General features: G+C 70.9%; 17 protein-coding genes. 12 read left to right on the top strand and 5 right to left on the bottom strand.

Annotated elements, in window-relative coordinates; translation table 11 throughout:
* The first annotated feature begins 179 nt into the window (after positions 1 to 179).
* Positions 180 to 740, top strand: a complete 561-nt coding sequence (locus ACZ4FV_RS38430) for an EF-hand domain-containing protein (RefSeq protein ID WP_402236204.1) — start codon at positions 180 to 182, stop codon at positions 738 to 740.
* 339 nt (positions 741 to 1,079) lie between these two features.
* Positions 1,080 to 1,769: a class I SAM-dependent methyltransferase gene (locus ACZ4FV_RS38425; protein ID WP_395861073.1), complete on the top strand. Its 690-nt coding sequence runs from the start codon at positions 1,080 to 1,082 to the stop codon at positions 1,767 to 1,769.
* A gap of 865 nt (positions 1,770 to 2,634) precedes the next feature.
* Here ACZ4FV_RS38425 and ACZ4FV_RS38420 read toward each other — a convergent pair.
* Complete coding sequence (locus ACZ4FV_RS38420) at positions 2,635 to 3,378, bottom strand: FadR/GntR family transcriptional regulator (RefSeq protein ID WP_395861071.1); 744 nt, start codon at positions 3,376 to 3,378, stop codon at positions 2,635 to 2,637.
* Between the two features lie 221 nt (positions 3,379 to 3,599).
* On the opposite strand from ACZ4FV_RS38420, the gene ACZ4FV_RS38415 reads away from it, so the two are divergent.
* The 8 genes from ACZ4FV_RS38415 to ACZ4FV_RS38380 all read left to right on the top strand — a co-directional run bounded on the left by ACZ4FV_RS38415 (position 3,600) and on the right by ACZ4FV_RS38380 (position 13,027).
* Positions 3,600 to 5,213 carry an ABC transporter substrate-binding protein gene (locus tag ACZ4FV_RS38415; protein ID WP_465325214.1) on the top strand — a complete coding sequence of 538 codons (1,614 nt, stop codon included), beginning with the start codon at positions 3,600 to 3,602 and terminating at the stop codon, positions 5,211 to 5,213.
* 100 nt (positions 5,214 to 5,313) lie between these two features.
* Positions 5,314 to 6,267 carry an ABC transporter permease gene (locus ACZ4FV_RS38410; RefSeq protein ID WP_395861067.1) on the top strand — a complete coding sequence of 318 codons (954 nt, stop codon included), beginning with the start codon at positions 5,314 to 5,316 and terminating at the stop codon, positions 6,265 to 6,267.
* Complete coding sequence (locus ACZ4FV_RS38405; protein ID WP_465325211.1) at positions 6,267 to 8,222, top strand: dipeptide/oligopeptide/nickel ABC transporter permease/ATP-binding protein; 1,956 nt, start codon at positions 6,267 to 6,269, stop codon at positions 8,220 to 8,222. The genes ACZ4FV_RS38410 and ACZ4FV_RS38405 overlap by 1 nt, the downstream gene beginning before the upstream one ends.
* A gap of 56 nt (positions 8,223 to 8,278) precedes the next feature.
* Positions 8,279 to 9,229: an oligopeptide/dipeptide ABC transporter ATP-binding protein gene (locus tag ACZ4FV_RS38400; protein WP_465325219.1), complete on the top strand. Its 951-nt coding sequence runs from the start codon at positions 8,279 to 8,281 to the stop codon at positions 9,227 to 9,229.
* Positions 9,230 to 9,350: 121 nt separating this feature from the next.
* Complete coding sequence (locus ACZ4FV_RS38395; protein WP_465325209.1) at positions 9,351 to 10,286, top strand: dihydrodipicolinate synthase family protein; 936 nt, start codon at positions 9,351 to 9,353, stop codon at positions 10,284 to 10,286.
* Positions 10,283 to 11,230, top strand: coding sequence for an ROK family protein (locus tag ACZ4FV_RS38390; protein WP_465325208.1), 948 nt, complete (start codon positions 10,283 to 10,285; stop codon positions 11,228 to 11,230). Before ACZ4FV_RS38395 ends, ACZ4FV_RS38390 begins: the two co-directional genes overlap by 4 nt.
* A complete protein-coding gene (locus ACZ4FV_RS38385) occupies positions 11,227 to 11,919 on the top strand; it encodes an N-acetylmannosamine-6-phosphate 2-epimerase (RefSeq protein WP_465325206.1) in 693 nt (230 codons plus the stop codon). Before ACZ4FV_RS38390 ends, ACZ4FV_RS38385 begins: the two co-directional genes overlap by 4 nt.
* A 349-nt stretch (positions 11,920 to 12,268) precedes the next feature.
* Positions 12,269 to 13,027 (top strand): hypothetical protein, encoded by a 759-nt coding sequence (locus ACZ4FV_RS38380; RefSeq protein ID WP_402236191.1) that lies wholly within the window; start codon positions 12,269 to 12,271, stop codon positions 13,025 to 13,027.
* Between the two features lie 66 nt (positions 13,028 to 13,093).
* On the opposite strand, the gene mihF is transcribed toward ACZ4FV_RS38380, so the two are convergent.
* Both mihF and ACZ4FV_RS38370 read right to left on the bottom strand, forming a co-directional pair.
* Complete coding sequence (gene mihF, locus ACZ4FV_RS38375) at positions 13,094 to 13,408, bottom strand: integration host factor, actinobacterial type (protein WP_402236189.1); 315 nt, start codon at positions 13,406 to 13,408, stop codon at positions 13,094 to 13,096.
* Between the two features lie 826 nt (positions 13,409 to 14,234).
* Positions 14,235 to 14,825, bottom strand: coding sequence for a TetR/AcrR family transcriptional regulator (locus ACZ4FV_RS38370; protein WP_402236186.1), 591 nt, complete (start codon positions 14,823 to 14,825; stop codon positions 14,235 to 14,237).
* A gap of 110 nt (positions 14,826 to 14,935) precedes the next feature.
* Here ACZ4FV_RS38370 and ACZ4FV_RS38365 point away from each other — a divergent pair, with 110 nt between their 5' ends.
* Complete coding sequence (locus ACZ4FV_RS38365) at positions 14,936 to 15,946, top strand: NADP-dependent oxidoreductase (RefSeq protein ID WP_402236183.1); 1,011 nt, start codon at positions 14,936 to 14,938, stop codon at positions 15,944 to 15,946.
* A 261-nt stretch (positions 15,947 to 16,207) separates the two neighbouring features.
* On the opposite strand, the gene ACZ4FV_RS38360 is transcribed toward ACZ4FV_RS38365, so the two are convergent.
* A complete protein-coding gene (locus tag ACZ4FV_RS38360; protein ID WP_465325201.1) occupies positions 16,208 to 16,657 on the bottom strand; it encodes a hypothetical protein in 450 nt (149 codons plus the stop codon).
* Positions 16,658 to 17,068: 411 nt separating this feature from the next.
* On the bottom strand, positions 17,069 to 17,542 hold the full coding sequence (locus ACZ4FV_RS38355) for a MarR family winged helix-turn-helix transcriptional regulator (RefSeq protein ID WP_465325198.1): 474 nt from the start codon (positions 17,540 to 17,542) through the stop codon (positions 17,069 to 17,071).
* Between the two features lie 145 nt (positions 17,543 to 17,687).
* Between ACZ4FV_RS38355 and ACZ4FV_RS38350 the strand changes: the two genes are divergently transcribed.
* Positions 17,688 to 18,584, top strand: a complete 897-nt coding sequence (locus tag ACZ4FV_RS38350) for a DODA-type extradiol aromatic ring-opening family dioxygenase (protein ID WP_402236175.1) — start codon at positions 17,688 to 17,690, stop codon at positions 18,582 to 18,584.
* The last annotated feature ends 14 nt before the right edge of the window (positions 18,585 to 18,598 follow it).

Below are 18,598 nucleotides of genomic sequence, written 5' to 3'. Positions count from 1 at the left end.
CACATCCAAAACCATCCCGCGCTCCTCAACGGCTTCCTCGCAGCAACCGACCTGACATGACGAACCAACAACAACCGAATCCGCAAAGCTCAGTATGGTTGCCGGCTGGTTGCCTCAGGTTGGCTTGCCTCAGGTCGTGGAGATGCACTCATCGGTCCGTCGTCCAGAGGGAGCCGTCCATGGCCAGCGTGTTCCAGCAGCGCAAGATCCAGGAAATGTTCGTCGCGTTCGATGTCGACGGGGACGGCTACCTGCAACGGGACGACTTCGAGGCCCTGGTGGACCGCTGGGGCCGGCTGCCGGGCGTGGAGCCCGGGACGGAACTGCGCGCCCGCGTCGAGGCGCTCCTCATGGGCTGGTGGGACGAGCTGTCGGCGGCCGACACCGACAACGACGGCAGGGTCGACGTTTACGAGGTCCACGCCCTCATGGACCGGCTGCACTCCATGCCGGAGGCCGTCACGGCCACCGCCCGGACCATCTTCGACGCCATCGACGAGAACCGGGACGGCCGGATCTCTCGCACCGAACACCGCCGACTCGTCGAGACCTGGCACGGCCGCAGCGTCGACACGGACGCGGTCTTCGACCTGCTCGACCTCGACGGCGACGGCTACCTGAGCCGGCCGGAATTCGCCCGACTGTGGTCCCAGTTCTGGATGAGCGACGACCCCACCGAGCCCGGAAACCTGCTCTGCGGACGCATCCCCGAACCGGGACCGGCGAGCCGGAAGGCGTGATCCGTCAGCCCATCCGACCGACGGTTCCCGGTACTCCGAGGTCCGGATCACCCGCTCCCCCGCCGTCCGGGGATCATGCGCCGTGTCACCGTCAGGGCTGCGCGGTTCCGGCGCGGGAACGTCGATCGAGCACCCCGGTCCTGCCCGCGATACACAGCCGCGCCGGGTCGGGGCCGATCACCACCGCCCGGGTCGGGCACGGACACCCCCGTCGGCATGCCCGCAATCGGCCGGCCCGGTGTCGAAACCGTTGACAGCTCCGGGCCGTTGCGGTTTGGGTGGGCGCGTTGCTGTCCGTTTCGTGAGCGACCGTGGGTCGTTCGGGGGAGGGGATCGGTCATGGCGCGTTTTCGAGAGGGGTATCGCGGCGAGGGGCCAGGGGCGTTCACGCCGGATGGGTGCGCCGTGGACATGTACGACCGCCTGCCGGCGCGTGAGGAGCCGGAGATGATCGCGCTCGGCGCCCGTGAAGGGGCACGCACTCTGCTCGAACTCGGTTGTGGGGCCGGGCGGGTGACCCATGCCTTGGTCGAGCGCGGGTGGGAGGTCACGGCGGTGGACGAGTCGCCGGAGATGCTCGATCGGGTGCGCGGGGCAAAGACCGTACTGTCCACGATCGAGGACCTGCGGCTCGAGGAGCGCTTCGACGTGGTGTTGTTGGCGTCCTATCTGGTGCACACGGTCGAGCCCGAATTCCGCCGGGCGATGCTCGACGCCTGTCGGGCACACGTCGCCGACGACGGGGTGGTGCTGATCCAGCGCGAAGGAATCGGCTGGCACGACCAGTTGCCCCGGATCAGCCAACACCCCGACGGTTCCGTGAACATCCTCAGCTCCGAGCCGATCGGAGACGGGGTGCGCGCGGTGCGCATCGAATACGAATTCCAGGACGCTCACTGGGTACACGAGTTCCGCTGCCGCCCGCTGACAGACGCTGAGTTCGAGGCGATATTGGCGGAGTCGAACCTGGTGGTGGACGGCCACCTGGACGAACTCCGCACCTGGGCACGGGTGTTGCCCACCAACTGAGCGCGCTTCCGACGAGCCGGTCCACGAACCGCTCGGCAGATATCCCACCGTCGACGCGTAGCCGGTGGGTGAGGTGGCTGCCGATTCTCGGCCACCCGCCCCCGGCTTCCCGCAGCGCCGGCGACTGCTCTCGCCTCAGGCTCGCGACCAGAGCGGGTCACGACAAAGCGCCCGCCCCGGCCGAGGCCAAGCGCGAGCGCGAGCGCGGATCGGAATCGCGATGCGGGGTGCGCGGAGATGCGGGGTGCGCGGATAAAAACCTACGAGGTGGGCTCCCTGCGCCGGCATTGTCCGGATCAGGTGCTAGGGGTCGCCTTCCGGTCCTTTCGACCTTCCGGCCTCTCAGCCTGGCCCTGCGACCTTGGCCCGAGCAGTGCTCCTTGCTCCAAAGCCGTCGGTCAAGCTCCCTCGCTCGCCCCGTAGGCTGATTCCATGATATTCACACATTAATCGGACAACAAGGGGTTTGCCTGATGAATCTCGGATGACCCGGAAGCGGACCGCAGGTCGGGCGGTAGGAGCGGGCCGCTCGTACCCTTGATCGTCACCCCGCAATCCGTCGAATTCCGGTTCCACACAGCGCAGTTCACCGCTCCCCTGCCCCATCCCGGCGTTCCGTCGCCGCCGCTCCGCACACCTGAAGCCGACCGCCCGCCAGGGTGATTTTCTTCGGATCGGCCGCCCCGGCCGCACACCGTGGGCGTGGGCCACAGCCACGTCGTAGCGGCCGATGCCGCGAATATCCTCGACGTACGGGGACGTCAGGGTCCCGAAACGCCTTCTCGCGGGAGGGGGAGCGAGCCGCGCGGGCGCGGCGGTCCCGGCGCGGCCCTCGTCGGACGCGAGGAGGTCCGCGGGCCACGCGTCACGGGATCGTGGGGCCTCCACCGGGTGCGCGGTTGCGGATGCCGGTGAAGTGCACCGTGACCGCCCGGCGCGCTCGCTCGGCGTCGCGAGACGCGACCGCCTCGTACACCTCTCGGTGCTGGGCCGCGACGTCGGACGCCGACTCGCCGATCGGCGGCAGGTCGGCGGCGAGCCGGTCGTAGGCGTCCCAGAACGCGGCGAGCAGACGCAGCATCAGGTCGTTGCCGAGCGGTCGGTACAGCGTCTCGTGGAACTGCCGGTCCGTCAGGGGGGAGACCTCGCCCGCCTCCGCCTCCCGGGCCATGCGTTCGGCGACCGCGCGCAGGTCCGCGAGGTCGCCGGCGTCGGCGATCTCGACGACCTGTCCGATCAGACCGGACTCGAGGGCCTGGCGCACCTCGATCAGCTCGGTGATGCTGCGGCTGTCTCCCGTCGGCGCCAGGCGGCCGTGGAAGGACAACTCGTCGACGAGGGCGCCGAGCGACATGCGTCCGACGTAGGTGCCGAAGCCGTGCCGGATCTCCACGATGCCGACCGCCTGGAGGGCCTTGAGCGCCTCGCGCACGGAGTTTCGGCTGATCCCCAGAAGTTCCATCAGCTCGGTCTCGGTGGGCATGGAGTCCCCCGCGCCCAGCCCGCGCTCCAGGATGAGTTCCTTGATCTGCTCCTGTACGCCGTTCTTGCGCTTGCCGCGCACCGTCATCGTGTCCCCCATCGCCGGGTCCGCCGTTGCGGAAGTCACCGTATCCACCGCCAGACGGCCGCGTGCCGCCCGGCGCCGTCACCGCGAGTGATCGGGACGAACCCTTGACCGCGTCGCGGATGACCTCCTACTGTCACCCCCAGCCTAGACGTAGGACGTCCCTCATCCCACGTCGGCTGTCCCATTGTCCTACGGTTGTTCCCGCGTTTCTCGCGAACCGACGGAGAAACCCGGCACATCAGACACGAACAGGAGGCGTCGTGGCCGAGCCCCGCTCACCCGCCCGGGCCCTGGACCGCCGGCAGTTCCTCAGGCTCTCTGGAGCCCTGGGAGCCGCGACCGCCCTGGCCGGCACCCTCGCCGCGTGCGGCCCCGCGTCGACCAACACCGGCAACGCCGACAAGGGCGGCGGCAAGGGAAGCGGCAAGGGGACCATCGACGCCGGGCTCTCGTACACCCTGAGCACCGGCTTCGACCCGATGACCGCCTCCGGCGCGCTGCCGGTAGCCGCCAACCTGCACGTCTTCGAGGGCCTGGTCGACCTCGACCCGGTCACCCGCAGCCCCTACGCCGCGCTGGCCGCCGCGATGCCGCGCCAGATCGACGCGACCACCTGGCAGGTTACGCTGCGTCAGGGGGCGACCTTCCACGACGGCTCCCCGGTGACCGCCGACGACGTCGTGTTCAGCTTCACCCGGATCCTTGACCCGGCGAACAACTCGCTGATCAGTCAGTTCCTGCCGTTCCTTCGGGAGGTGCGGGCGGTCGACGCGAACACCGTCGAGTTCCGGCTCTCCTTCGCGTTCGCCCTGTTCGGCGAGCGCATATCGGTCGTCAAGATCGTGCCCAGGGCCGCCGTGCTCGCCGACCGGCAGCGCTTCGACGCGCTGCCGGTGGGATCGGGCCCGTACCGCATGGTCTCGGCCACCAAGGACGACCGGATCGTCTTCGCCGAGCACACCGCGTACAACGGACCCAAACCCGCGCGAGCCGCCGGGATGAACTGGCTGCTGCTCGCCGACGCCTCGGCTCGGGTGACCGCCCTCGACTCGAACCGGGTGCGGGTGATCGAGGACGTTCCGTACATCAACTACGCCCAGGTCAAGAAGGCCCACCGAGCCGACTCGGTGCAGAGCTTCGGGCTGCTGTTCCTGATGTTCAACCTCCGCCGCAAGCCGTTCGACGACGTGCGGGTGCGCCAGGCCCTGCATTGGGGGCTGGACAAGGACAAGATGATCGCCACCGGGCTGCTCGGCAACGCCACCCCCGCGAGCAGCTTCCTCCAGGAGAGCCATCCCGACTACCGGCGCGCGGCCGGCGTCTACGGCTACGACCCGGACCGGGCCAAGAGGTTGCTCGCCGAGGCGGGCGTGAGCGGACTCGACGTCACGCTCGTGCTCACCGACACCGCGTGGGTCAAGGACGTCGCGCCGCTGATCAAGGAGAGCTGGGACGGAATCGGCGTGCGCACCACACTCGACATCGGCCAGTCCGGCGGTCAGTACAAGAACAAGATCGACAACGGCGAGTACCAGGTCATGGCCGCGCCGGGCGACCCCTCGGTATTCGGCAACGACGTCGACCTGCTGATGCGCTGGTGGTACGTGGGCCTGTGGGCCGACAAACGCCACATGTGGTCCCAGACCCCCGAGGGCCGGCAGGCCAGGACCCTCCTGGACGCCGCCGCCGCGGAGTCCGACACGGTCAAGCGCAAGGAACTGTGGGGGCAGGCGATCGACCTGGCATCCGTGCAGGTCCCGCTCTACCCGGTCTTCCACCGCAAACTCGCCACCGCCTGGAACGACAAGGCCCTGACCGGATTCCGGCCGCTGCCCACGACCGGCCTGTCCTTCCTGGACAGCGCCCCCGCGTAGCGCCCGGTCCGCGTCGCGGCCCCGCGATGCCGTGCCGCCTCCCCGAGCCGACCGTGGCCGCCCGAACGGGCGGCCACCCTCCCAGCCCATCGAGAGCCCCATGACCACGATCCTGCGCCTGGCCGGCAGACGGCTGCTCACCCTTCCACCCCTGCTCCTGGGGATCACGCTGTTCGTCTTCGTGGTCCTGCGGTTCTCGCCCACCGACCCCGCGTACAACGCGCTGGGCGAGGGCTCCTCCGACGCGGCACGCGCCGCGTACGCCGCCGAGCACGGGCTCGACGACCCACTCGTGGTCCGCTACTTCGCCTTCCTCGGCGATCTCCTGCACGGCGACCTGGGCGTGACCTCGCCGCCGAGCAAGCCGGTCGCCGACGCGATCTTCACCGCGCTGCCGCTGACCCTGCAATTGACCTTCCTGGGCATGTTGTTCGCGTCGGTGGGCGCGCTGCTCCTGGGTGTGGTCGCGGCGCTGTACCGCGACCGTTGGCCGGACCAGGTGATCCGGGTGTTGTCCATGGCCGGCGTGGCCACACCCTCGTTCTGGCTCGGTATCCTGCTCATCCAACAGTTCGCGCTGCGGCTCGGCTGGTTTCCCACCGGCGGCTACGTCAACCCCGTCGACGGCGTCGGGGCCTGGTTCCAGAGCCTGTTCCTGCCCGCCGTCGCGATCGCGATCCCGGTCGGTGCGTCGCTGACCCGGATCGTGCGCACCTCGATGGTCGAGGAACTCGATCGCGACTACGTACGCACCGCCGCCGGCAACGGCCTTCCCCCGCTGGTGATCGTCGGCCGCAACGTCCTGCGCAACGCCTTGGTCACCCCGCTGACCGTGCTCGGACTGCGCGCCGGCTACGCGTTGGGCGGCGCCGTCGTGATCGAGACCATCTTCGGCCTCCCCGGCCTGGGCACGCTCATCCTCAACGGCGTCACCTCCGGCGACGTGGCCGTGGTGCAGGGCACCGTGCTCGTGATCGCCGTCGTCTTCGTCCTGGTCAACCTGACCGTCGACCTCGCCTGTCTGTTCGCCAACCCTCGTACCAGGGAGGCCTGATGATGCGTCAGGAGCTGGTCGCCCGACTCACCGGCCCCGGGATCCGCCTACGCCGGCTGCGCCGCCTGCCGCTGCCCGCGCGTATTTGCTCGATCGCGCTCGTCCTGCTGTGCCTGGTGGCACTGCTCGCACCGTGGATCGCCCCGCACGACCCGCTCGCCACCGGCACCCCGGCGCAGGGCCCGTCGGGCGAGCACTGGTTCGGAACGGACCGAGCCGGCCGCGACGTCTTCTCCCGACTGCTGGTCGGCGCCCGCTGGTCACTGGCCATCGGACTGGGCGCAACCGCACTGGCCCTGGTCCTCGGCGGCCTGATCGGCGCACTCGCCGCGACCTCGCGACGGTTCGTCGACGAAGGCGCCATGCGCGTGCTCGACGTGGTGATGGCCTTCCCCAACGTGGCCCTGGCCGCCGTGTTCGTCGCGGTCTTCGGCAGCTCGCTGACCGTGCTCGTGTGCTCGATCGCCTTCCTCTACACACCCTCACTGGCCCGGGTGGTGCGCGCCAACGTGCTCGCCCAGTACGGCGAGGACTACGTCGCGGCCGAGCGCGTGATCGGCGCCCGTCGCCCGCACATCCTGATCCGCCACGTCGCGGTCAACTGCGCGGCACCGGTCCTGGTCTTCGCCACCGTCCTGGTCGCCGACGCCATCGTCTTCGAGGCCAGCCTGTCGTTCATCGGCGCGGGCGTGCCCGACCCGGACCCCTCGTGGGGTTCGGTGATCGCCTACGGCCGCACCCTGGTGCTCACCGGCGGCTGGTGGGCCACGTTCTTCCCCGGCCTGCTGATCCTGCTGACCGTGCTGGCGCTCAACGTGCTCGCCGAGGGCATCTCCGACGCGTGGGCCGCACCCTCCGGCCCGGCCGGTTCCGACCCCGTCGACGCCGAGCGCCGGACCGCCCGGATCGAACCCCTCGACCCGCGCGCCCGCGCCGATCTCGACGCGCGCCTGGCCGAGGCCGCCGCACACCGGCCGGCCCGCACCATCCCCGACGCGGAACCCCTGCTGTCGGTACGCGGGCTGTCGGTGCGCTTCCCCGACCGACACGGCGGCGTACGCATCGTCGACGGCGTCGACTTCGACGTACGCCCCGGCGAGACCGTGGGCCTGGTCGGCGAGAGCGGCTGCGGCAAGAGCCTGACCAGCCTGGCCGTGATGGGCCTGCTGCCCAAGGGCGCCGAATCCGGCGGCGAGATCCGCTTCGCCGGCCACGACCTGTCCACGATGTCACCGCGCCGACGCCGCCCGCTCCTGGGCCACGAGATCGCGATGGTCTACCAGGACGCCCTCAGCTCGCTCAACCCCGCGCTGACCATCCGCACCCAACTCACCCAGCTCACCCGCCGGGGCGGCACCCGTACGCCCGCCCAACTCCTGGAACTGGTCGGCCTCGACGCCGCACGCGTCCTGCGCAGCCACCCCCACCAGCTCTCCGGAGGCCAACGCCAACGCGTGCTGATCGCGATGGCGCTGTCCCGCGACCCGCGCCTGATCCTCGCGGACGAGCCCACCACCGCGCTCGACGTCACCGTGCAGGCCCAGATCGTGGACCTGCTCGTGCGCCTGCGCGACGAACTGGGCTTCGCCCTGGTGCTGGTCTCGCACGACCTGGCCCTGGTGTCCTCCCTCGCGGACCGCATCGTCGTCATGTACGGCGGACACGTCGTGGAGACCGGCCGCACCGGGGAACTGCTGCGCGCACCCGAACACCACTACGCGCGCGGCCTGCTCGGCTCGGTGTTGTCCCTGGAAGCCGGCGAGGAACGCCTGCACCAGATCCCGGGCGTGGTCCCACCCCCGGCCGAGTTCGGCCCGGGCTGCCGCTTCGCCGACCGCTGCCCGGCGGCGAGCGACCTGTGCCACGACACCCGCCCGGCGCTCACCGGCGCCGTCCACGAACACGCCGCGGCCTGCCACCACCCCGCCACGCCGCTGACCGGAGCCGCCCGATGAGCGACACGACACTCGTCCCCACCCCCGCGAGCGGATCCGCCCCACCCGCGCCGATCGTGCTCTCCGCCCACGACGTGGCCGTAATCCACCGCGTGAACAGCGGCAGACTGTTCACCCCGGCACACCTGCACGCCCTCGCCGGCGCCGACATCCAGGTGCGCCGCGGCGAAGTCCTCGGCATCGTCGGCGAGTCCGGCTGCGGCAAGTCCACCCTCGCCCGGGTCCTGGTCGGCCTCCAGAAACCGACCACCGGCAGCGTGCGCTTCCACGACCGGGACCTGTGGGAGCTGCCCGCCCGACGCCGCGCATCCGAATTCGGCAGCGCCATCGGCATGGTCTTCCAGGACGCCTCCACCGCCCTGAACCGACGACTGAGCGTACGCCGAGTGCTCCGCGACCCACTGGACGTGCACGGGCGCGGCACCCGGGCACAACGCGAGGCCCGGGTCGCCGAGGTGATGGACCTGGTGGGCCTGCCGCCCAGTGCCGCCGACGTGCTGCCGGGACAACTCTCCGGCGGCCAACGTCAGCGAGTGGCCATCGCCCGTGCTCTCGTCCTGGAACCGGAGGTGATCGTCGCCGACGAGCCCACCTCCGCGCTGGACGTGTCGGTACGGGCACAGATCCTCAACCTGCTGCGCGACCTCAAGGACCGCCTCGGCCTGGGTCTGGTCTTCATCTCGCACGACATCCAGACCGTGCGCTACCTCGCCGACCGGATCGCCGTCATGTACCTGGGTCACGTGGTCGAGGAGGGCCCCGCGAAGCACGTCGCCGGCGCGCCGCGCCATCCCTACACCGTCGCCCTGTTCTCCGCGACGCCCAGCCTGCTCACCGAGACGCGACGCGTCCCGCTGACCGGGCCGCTGCCCTCGGCGGTCGACCCGCCGAGCGGATGCCCGTTCCGGACCAGGTGTTGGAAGGCGTCCGACACGTGCGCGCGCTCACTGCCCGAGCCGCGCGAGGACCGGACCGGACACCTCTTCCGCTGCCACCACCCCATGTGACCCACTCGCTCCCCCGATCCCGCGCTCGTCGTGGAACCTCGCGTCGGACCCGCGTCCCTCGCGGCCCCGCCATGCCCGAAATCCCCCGCGCCCACTCCGCACCTCCAGGAGCTCTGACCGCATGACCCCGTCGCCGACCGCACTTCGCGGCGTCGTACCCCCCGTCTGCACGCCCCTCACCGCCGAACTCGAAGTCGACACCACCTCGTTGGAGCGGCTGATCGCCCATCTGCTCGACGCCGGCGTGGACGGCCTGTTCGTCCTCGGCTCCACCAGCGAGGTCGCCTTCCTGCCCGACGCCCACCGTGCCCGCGTCCTGGAGGTCGCCGTGGGCACCGTCGCCGGCCGCGTCCCCGTGGTGACCGGCGTGATCGACACCGCCACGCTCCGAGTGGCCGACCACGTGCGGGTCGCCGAGAAGCTCGGCGCGGACGGCGTCGTCGCCACCGCACCCTTCTACACCCGCACCCACCCGGCCGAGATCGACGCGCACTTTCGCATGTTGCGTGCCGTCACCGACCTTCCGGTGATCGCCTACGACCTGCCGGTGTCGGTCCACAGCAAGCTCGGCACCACGCACCTGGCGACGTTGGCCCGCGACGGCGTCATCCAGGCGGTCAAGGACTCGAGCGGCGACGAGGGCGGCTTCCGCAGGCTGCTCCTGGAGACCGCCGACGTCTCGGGCTTCACCCTGCTCACCGGCTCCGAACTGACCGTCGACACCGCGTTTCGTATGGGCGCGCACGGCGTGGTCCCGGGCCTGGGCAACGTCGACCCGCACGGATACACCCGACTGCGAGACCTCGCCGCGGCCGGCGACTGGGACGCCGCGCAAGCCGAACAGGAGCGCCTGATCGCCCTGTTCGGCCTGGTCGACGCCGGCTCACCGGACCGCATGGGCCGAGGTTCGTCGGCGCTGGGCGCGTTCAAGGCAGCCCTGCACGCGCTCGGGGTCATCGACTGCCCCGTGACCGCGGCCCCGCAGATCCCGCTGAACACGGCGGAGATCGCCGTCGTACGCGGGCATCTGGTCCGGGCCGGTCTGCTCGCGGCATGACCGTGCCCGGATGGCCCCGAGTCGGGGTCGACATCGGCGGCACCAAGATCGCCGCCGCCCGGGTCGAGCACGACGGGACCGTGACCGACCGACGTGTGCGCGCGACGCCGGCCACCTCGGGAGCCGACCGCGTGCTCGCGTCGGTACTCGACCTCGTGCGCGAACTCGCCCCGGGGACAACCTTCGTGGGCATCGGCGCACCGGGCACCGTGGACGTGCGGACCGGGATCGTCCGCTCCGCGACCGACCTGCTCCCCGGCTGGGCGGGCACCGCGATCGCGACCGGGGTCCAGGCCGCGACGGGCCTTCCGGCGTTGGTCGACAACGACGTCAACGTGGCCGCCCTGGGCGAGCTCCGCCGCGGCGCGGCGGCCGGTCACGCCGCCATCCTGTACGTGTCGGTCGGCACCGGCGTCGGCGGCGCCCTCGCCCTCGACGGCCGCGTCGTACGCGGCGCGCGCGGAGCGGCCGGTGAGGTGGGCCACCTGAGCGTGGCCGGCCCGGCGAGCACTCGGCGCTGCGCCTGCGGGCGGATCGCACACGTGGAGGCGGTCGCCTCGGGGCCGGCCATCGAGGCCGCCTATCGCGGCCACTCCACCGGGCCCGGGCCGGAGCTGCGCGAGATCGCGCGCCGCGCGGCCGCGGGCGAGGTACGGGCGCGGGAGGTGATCGGGCACGCCGCCGCCGTACTGGGCCGCACCCTCGCCGGACTCGTCTGCGTCCTGGATCCGGACCTGTTGGTCCTGGGCGGCGGCGTGACCGGGATCGGCGATGACTTCATCGGGCCGCTCACCGACGCGCTGCGCGCCGAGGTGCTGCCACCGCTGCGCGAACTTCCCGTGCGGACCGCGACGCTGGGTCTGGACGCACCGCTGATCGGCGCCGCACTGTTGCCCGAAGACCTGGCATTTCCCCTGAACAGCAAGAAATCGGAACGGACTTGACAGTGCATCACATCCTCGAACGGCTGCGCGGCGGCCTGATCGTCTCGGTCCAGGTCCACCGGCCGGACGACCCACTGCGCGATCCGGCGATCATGGCGGCCATCGCCCGCGCCGGGGTGGAAGGCGGCGCGGCGGCGATCCGCTGCGGCGGCATCGGTGGCGTCCCGGACGTCGCGGCGGTGTGCGCGGCCGTCGACGTGCCCGTGATCGGGCTGTGGAAGGACGGCACCGAGGGCGTGTACATCACGCCGACCACGGCACACGCGAGAGCGGTCGTCGCGGCGGGCGCGCACATCGTCGCGATCGACGGCACCGACCGGGCCCGCCCGGACGGCGGCACGTTCGCCGATGCGGTGCGCGCCGTCCACGAAGTCGGCGCGCTCGTCTTGGCGGACGTGGCCACCGAGGCGGAGGCCCAAGCCGCGGAGCACGCCGGCGCGGACGCGGTGGCGACCACACTGGCGGGCTACACCCCCCACCGTGCGCGCACCGAGGGCCCGGACCTGGCCCTGGTGGAGGCCGTGGCCGCCCGGGTGTCCGTCCCGGTGATCGCCGAGGGCCGCTACCACCGCCCCGTCGACGCGGCCGCCGCGATCACGGCGGGCGCCCACGCGGTCGTCGTCGGCACCGCGATCACGGTGCCGGCCTGGCTCACCGCGACCTTCCGACGGGCGCTCCCCGCACGCTGACCGGTTGCACGCTGCCCGGCCGCATGACGAGGCGGCCGACGCGCGGCCCGGCACACGCCGCGGTCCGCGCGCCGGTCCGGGATACGGCCGACACCTCAACGCGCGCGCTGTCGCCGGAGGTCGAGGGCGTCGACCCCACCGGGGCAGGCCGCGCCGGAAACGGCCGAGCGACATGTGGGGTGCCTCCTCGTCCCGGCTCGCCCGCCGCGGCACTTCGGTCGGCGGACCTCCATGTCCGAGGGCCGGGGGCTGAGTCCGGACACTCGAGGCGCTGTTAGGGTTCCTGAGTTCCGATTGCTCGGGCCGGGTTCGATCCGGTCGTCCTTTGGCTCCGGGAGGCGGATTCACGGTGCCCGCGTGGTCGTTGGAGTTCGGGTGGGGACTCGCGCAGGTCGTGTTCGCCTGGGTGTTCGCGTTCGTGGGCATGTCCTTGGCGGTGAAGGCGCGTTGGTCGCGGTGGACCTGGTACGGCGTGGTCCGCTCGGTGGTCACCACCGCAACGACCCTGTTCCTGGCCTGGCGCTATGGCTTCGAGCCGCACGGGGCGCGCGAGTTCCTGATGCTCGTGGCGAACAAGTACGCGGCGATGGCACTGGTCGCCGCATCGCTCGTGCCGCTGCTCGGCGTCGTGATCGTGTCCCTGGCCCGGCCCGGCGAACGGTGGAATCGTGCGCGTCGGCTGGTGTGGAGCAACGAGGGGATCGGCCCGGTGGCCACGGTGCCCGCTCTGGTCCTGGCCGCCGCCGGCGTGTTGCTCGCCTGGACGCAGGTGGTGGCGGACCTGGGCGGAAACAGCCCGCTCCGGATCCCGGTGATCATGATCCTCGTGCCGCCGACGGTCGGATTCGCCTTGACGGTGCCGGTATTCGCGGTCGGCTCGGTGTTCAACGCGGGCAACGCGCATCCGATCCTGCCCCCGCTGGCAGCCCCGTTCATGATGATCGCGGCAGTCGTGGCGGGGCGTGTCTCGGACGGCATCATCGCGACCCCCGAAGCCGTCCAGGACGTCGTCTCGATCGCGGCCGTCGGCGGCGTGAGTGCTTTGAGCATGTTGGAGATTCAACGTCTACGCGGCGCCGGCCGCGGCTTCCGCAGCAGCGTGGTCTAGGCCGGAACCGAACGAAGTCCACAGCGTCGACGTCTGCGGTGGGACCACGCGGCGGGGCTGCGTCGCTCAGCCCTGGGGCGCGAGGCGTTCCAGGAGTCGGTCGCGCTGCTGGGCCCCGAGGCCGCGGACCCGGCGGCTCTCGGAGATCTGCAGTTCGGCGAGGAGTCGGTCGGCGCGTACCTTCCCGATGTCGGGGAGCGATTCGAGCAGCGCGCGGACCGGCATCTTGCGAACGGCCGGTGAGTCGGTGGCCAACACCTCGCGCAGCGACACGCGGCCGCGCTTGAGCGCCTCCTTCACCTCGGCTCGTTCCCTGCGGGCGGCGGTGGCCGCCTCCAGCGCGGCCCGGCGCTGATCGGGACTGAGTTCGGGCACGGCCATCGCAATCTCCTCGTGTCGTGTACCGGAATGAGCCCATCATGGCGGCACATCCACAGCATTGACCAGCGCCTTTCCGAACGACAACGCGGTCTTGGCCCTCGGCCGCCCGATGCCCTCGACGCGCACCACCGATCGCGTGTGTCGCCGGTGCCCGAACGGGGCCATCCTGTGGTTCTCTCAGGCAGCCGATCATCGGGACCAGCCCGTCGGAGCAGCCGGCCCGATCACCGGGACGGTTCGAAGACAGCTCTCCAGGCCCCTCGCGGAGGATCCGACCGGCTTCATGACGGCGACACGGACGAACACCGACGGTAACTCGCGGGCAGTTTGGCGCCCAAGCGGTCCTCCAGCGCGTCGACCTCCCGAGGAGCGGCCCCATCCACCCCCAGCCACCGGGCTCGGCGGATCTCGTCAGGGAACGGCTCGACCCGCTCCTGCTCGTGCAACACCGGGTCGAGCCACTCGTCGCTCCAGCGCCGCAAGAGATCGCGCCACGCACAGGAGGCCCCGTCATCGCGGCTTCGAACGTCCTCCACGCCGCAATCGTGGTAACGGACGGAGACACCCACCGCGGATCGGCTTCTCCCACTCAACGGACCCCTCACCAAACGGGGTTGAGACTCGAACCGAGCAGCCGCGCGGAAAGCCACCCCACATCGAGCACGACGAAGCGGTGGCCGGTGAGCTCGGATCCGTCGCAGCCCGGCCCGGTCGGGGGCGGCCCGGTCGGGGGCGGCCCGGTCGGGGGCGGCCCGGTCGGGGGCGGCCCGGTCGGGGGCGGCCCGGTTGGGGCGGCGGTTTCGCGCGTGGTGTCAGACGATTTCAGCTACGGACGCGAGGGGCGGTGTTCCCCCTCGGCATCGCTGCTCCCTGTGCTCGTCAGAATCGCGCTCGCGACAACGTCGAAGAGGTGGTCGGCGCGTGGCGCGAGCGGGGGTTGATCGCCGAGCCACGCGAGCGCCGCTACCAGCGCGAACAAATCGGCGCCGTCGATATCGCTCCGTGCCATACCCGCGGCCTGGGCGCGGGTGAGGAGCCGCGCACCGGCAGCGCGCAGCGTGACGCACGAAGCATGGAGCGCGGATTCGGTGTCCCCGATGGCGGCTGCCATCAGCACGGTCACGCCCCGATACTCGGTTGCCCACGCCACGCAGTCGCGCAGCCACGAAACGAGAGCGTCTTCGGGTGAGTTCGACGTCTCGAGTTCGGCCGCTTTTGCCGTCAGTTCGTCGAACCTCGTGCGGAGCAGGACTTCGAGCAGCGCCTCGCGCGTCGGGAAGTGCCGCAGCAGTGTCGCGAGCCCGACATCGGCCCTGCGTGCGATGTCGCGCAGGGAGACGTCGACGCCCTGCTCGGCGATGGCGGTGCCCGCTACTGCGAGCAGGTGGTCGCGGTTCTTCCTGGCGTCGGCCCGCATCTGCCCCTCTTGACTATCCGGATCAGTGGTCCATATATTCGGATCAGTGGTCCACTTATCTGGATCGCTGATCCGAATGAGCCTATACCGCAGCGCGGGCAGGAGAAACGATGCCGACACACACGATGAGGGCGGTCCGGCTCCACGAGCACGGCGGCCCTGAAGTTCTGCGCTACGACGAGGTGCCGATTCCCGAGCCGGGGCCGGGCGAGGTACTCGTTCGCGTGCACGCGGTCGGCATCAACCCCCCTGACTGGTACCTGCGCGACGGGATGTCCAACCTGCCTCCGGAGACGAGGCCGAAGATCAGCTTGCCCGTGATTCCCGGAACGGACCTGTCGGGCGTCGTCGAGGCCGTCGCCGCGGATGTGGACGGCCTCTCCGTCGGCGATGAAGTCTTCGGCCTCCTGCGCTTCCCGAGCTTCGATGGCAGCACATATGCCGAGTACGCGGTAGCGCCTGCATCGGACCTCGCGCTCAAGCCGGCGGGCATCGATCACACGCAAGCCGCCGCGACGCCCATGGCCGGGCTGACGGCGTGGCAGTTCCTGATCGAGCTAGGACACGATCACCCGTCGCCCTTCCAGGCGGCGAGACATCGTCCGGTGCCACTCGACGCCGACGTGAGGGTGCTCATCAACGGCGCCGCGGGGGGCGTGGGGCACTTCGCGCTACAGCTGGCGAAATGGAAGGGGGCCCATGTCATCGCGGTGGCATCCGGCGCGCACGAGTCGTTCCTGAGCGACCTCGGCGCAGACGAGTTCATCGACTACACCAAGAGTCGTCCCGAGGAACTCGTACGCGACGTCGACCTGGTTCTCGACACCGTCGGCGGCCCCGACAGCAAGCGCTTCCTGCGCACACTCAAGCGCGGCGGCTCCCAGTTCCCCGTGTTCTTCGGCGAGTTCGACGAAGAGGAGACCGCAAAGCTGGGCGTCACGGTCACAGGTACCCAGGTCCGCTCGAACGGCGCGCAGCTCGCCGAACTGGGACGCCTGCTCGACACGGGCACGGTCCGCGTCGCGATCGACAGCACGTTTGCGCTCGCGGACGCGCGAGCAGCGCACGAACGCGCCGCCCGAGGGCACATCCGGGGCAAGATCGTACTCACGGTCGCTTAGGAACAGGCCCCTTCACGGTCACATCCGACGCTTGCCATCGGGGCACCGGAGCCGTCGAGACGCCGACGCGGAAACGTTGGGCGCTTTGGCGACCAGGCTTCGGCGACCAGGCTTTGGCGACCAGGCGGCGGCGATGCTCGCTGTGGCGAACCGAGCGAACCCGTGCGGTCGCTCGGTTCGCCACAGGAGGCGGGGCCGCGTACATCACCGCCCGGCCGGCACACAGCGGGCCGGCCGTGCGAGCACAAGCGACCCTTCGGCTCAGGTCCAGGTGCTGAACCACATGCGGTCCAGCCACGCGCTTCGACCGATCGTCTCGCCGGTGAGGATCGGATGGAAGTACAGGAAGTTCCACGCGATCAGCGCGATGATCGCGACCACGCCGGCGGCGCCCCACGCGCGTCGCCGTTCGCCGGCCCCGGGTGGGCCGAGCAGCGCGCCGAGCATCATGGTCACCGCCAGGCACAGGAACGGGACGAACACGACGGCGTAGAACGGGAAGATCGTGCGCTCTTGGAATGCCATCCATGGCAGGTAGACCGCGCCCAGTCCGCACAGGATCGCGCCCGCGCGCCAGTCCCGGCGGCCGGCCCAGCGGAAGAGCAGGTAGCCGACCGCGATCAGGCCGGTCCACCACAGCAGCGGCGTGCCGATGCCCGGCACGGTCTGGTAGCAGTCCTGCTCGGCGCAGCCGGCCGTGCCCCGGTGCACCGTCTCGTTGTACCGAATCGAGCCAGTGACCAGGCCCACCCGCGCGGCTCGGGACGTGCGGCCCTGGGAGCGCCGGGGAACTCCACATCCCCCTGCGGTAGTTGCCTGCGGGTCGGCTGACCGGTCGCCACGTCACTCGTCACCCGGGCATCGTATTGATGTACGAACCAGCCGATTGCCCCTGCACAACGTCCTGATCCGCGGAGAAGCAATGTCGGGCGAGATGCCCGCGCCGTGAAGTTGCGGTTGCCGCTGCCGTTGCCGTTGGCGCTGCCGCGCCGTTTGCCGCGCCGTTGCCGTTGTCGACTGGCGGCCGGCCACGAATGCGCCGCCGACGAGGTCCTCGCCTCCCCCGTGCACCGCGTCCCCGGCATCGCAGAGCCGTCGGATGACCCGCCCGAGGGCGGTGTTTCAGCCCCCTTCGAGTTCCCGGCGCACGGTGGCAGCGATGCGGGTGAGTGCGGTCTCGAGGTGGCGGCGTTGCGCGGCGGTGAGCGGATCGAACACGAGTCGTTTCACCTGGGCGACGTGTTCCGGTGCGCTCTCGACGAGTTTCTGCCGGCCGGCGTCGGTCAGGGTGGCGAGGGTGTAGCGGCCGTCGCCGGGGTCGGGCCGGCGGGCGACCCAGTCGCGGGCCTCGAAGCGGTCCATCGCCTTCGACAGGCGGGGCAGGGTGCTGTCGCAGAGGCGGGCCAGGTCACCGAGCCGCATCGTGGCCTCGCCGGCCGCGGACAGCCGGGCCAGGACCCCGTACTCGAAATTGGAGATGCCCGCGTCCCGCTGCAACTGGCGATCCAGGGCCGCCGGGAGGGCGATGACGACCGTCAGCAGCGCCTGCCACAGGTCCTGCTGATCGTCGTCGAGCCAGGGCGACTGAGCTTCCATGAGCCTCATCATACTTGCCCAAGCAAGCCACATCGCTTGCCTGGGCAATTGATGTCACTTGCCCAGGCAACTCTTCATGAGCTACTTTCGAACTTGCCCAGGCAAGTGAAAATACTTGCCGGGGCAAGTGAAGGAGCTGATTCCGATGACCCCCACGAGCAGCACGGCCTCCCCGGAGGGCCCGACTTCTCCCCACCCGTCGCGCACACCGGCCGCGGCGTACGACGATCTTCTTGCCCGGGTCCTGCCACAGGCGCGCGAGCAGCTGAAGTGGAACCCCTCCGACGGGCCCCTGCCCAGCCTCTTCGTCAGCCACGGCGCCCCGTTCACCCTCGACGATCCGCAGTGGCTCGGAGATCTCTTCGATTGGGCCCGGTCACTGCCCAAACCTCGGGCCATCGTCGTCGTCTCGGCCCACTGGGAACGCGCACCGGTCGCGATATCCGGAGCCGCGGCCGGCACCCCGCTCCACTACGACTTCAGCGGCTTCCACCCCCGCTACAAGACCCTTCCCTACGCGACCCCCGACGCCGGCGATCTGGCTCGACGGCTCACCGGCCTGCTCGGCCGGACGCCGGTGCACGAGTTCGTCGACCGCGGCCTCGACCACGGCGCGTTCATCCCGCTCATGGCCATGTACCCCGCGGCCGACGTCCCGGTCGTGCAACTGTCGATGCCCAGCCTCGACCCCGGCGCCCTGCTCCAACTCGGGGCACGCCTGCGGCCGCTGCGCGACGAAGGCATCCTCGTTCTCGGCTCGGGCTTCATGACGCACAGCTTCGCCGTCTTCCGTCGGCCGGAACTCGCCGCCGACACCGCGGCCTTCGACCAATGGGCCGTCGACGCCCTCGCCCGGGGCGACGCCGACGCCCTCACCGACTACCGCAACAAGGCGCCGGGCGCCGCGGTCGCCCACCCGACGGCCGACCACTTCGTACCGCTGCTGCTCACCGTCGGCGCCGCCGACGACCCCGGCAGCGCCGTGAGCGCCATCGACCGCATCGTGATGGGCAACTCCACCCGGTCGATACAGCTGACCTGATCGCCCCGACGTGA

The sequence above is a fragment of the Embleya sp. NPDC025285 genome (assembly GCF_055558835.1).
Note: the sequence above shows the minus strand (reverse complement) of the source record. Positions and strands in the feature narration are given on the sequence as shown.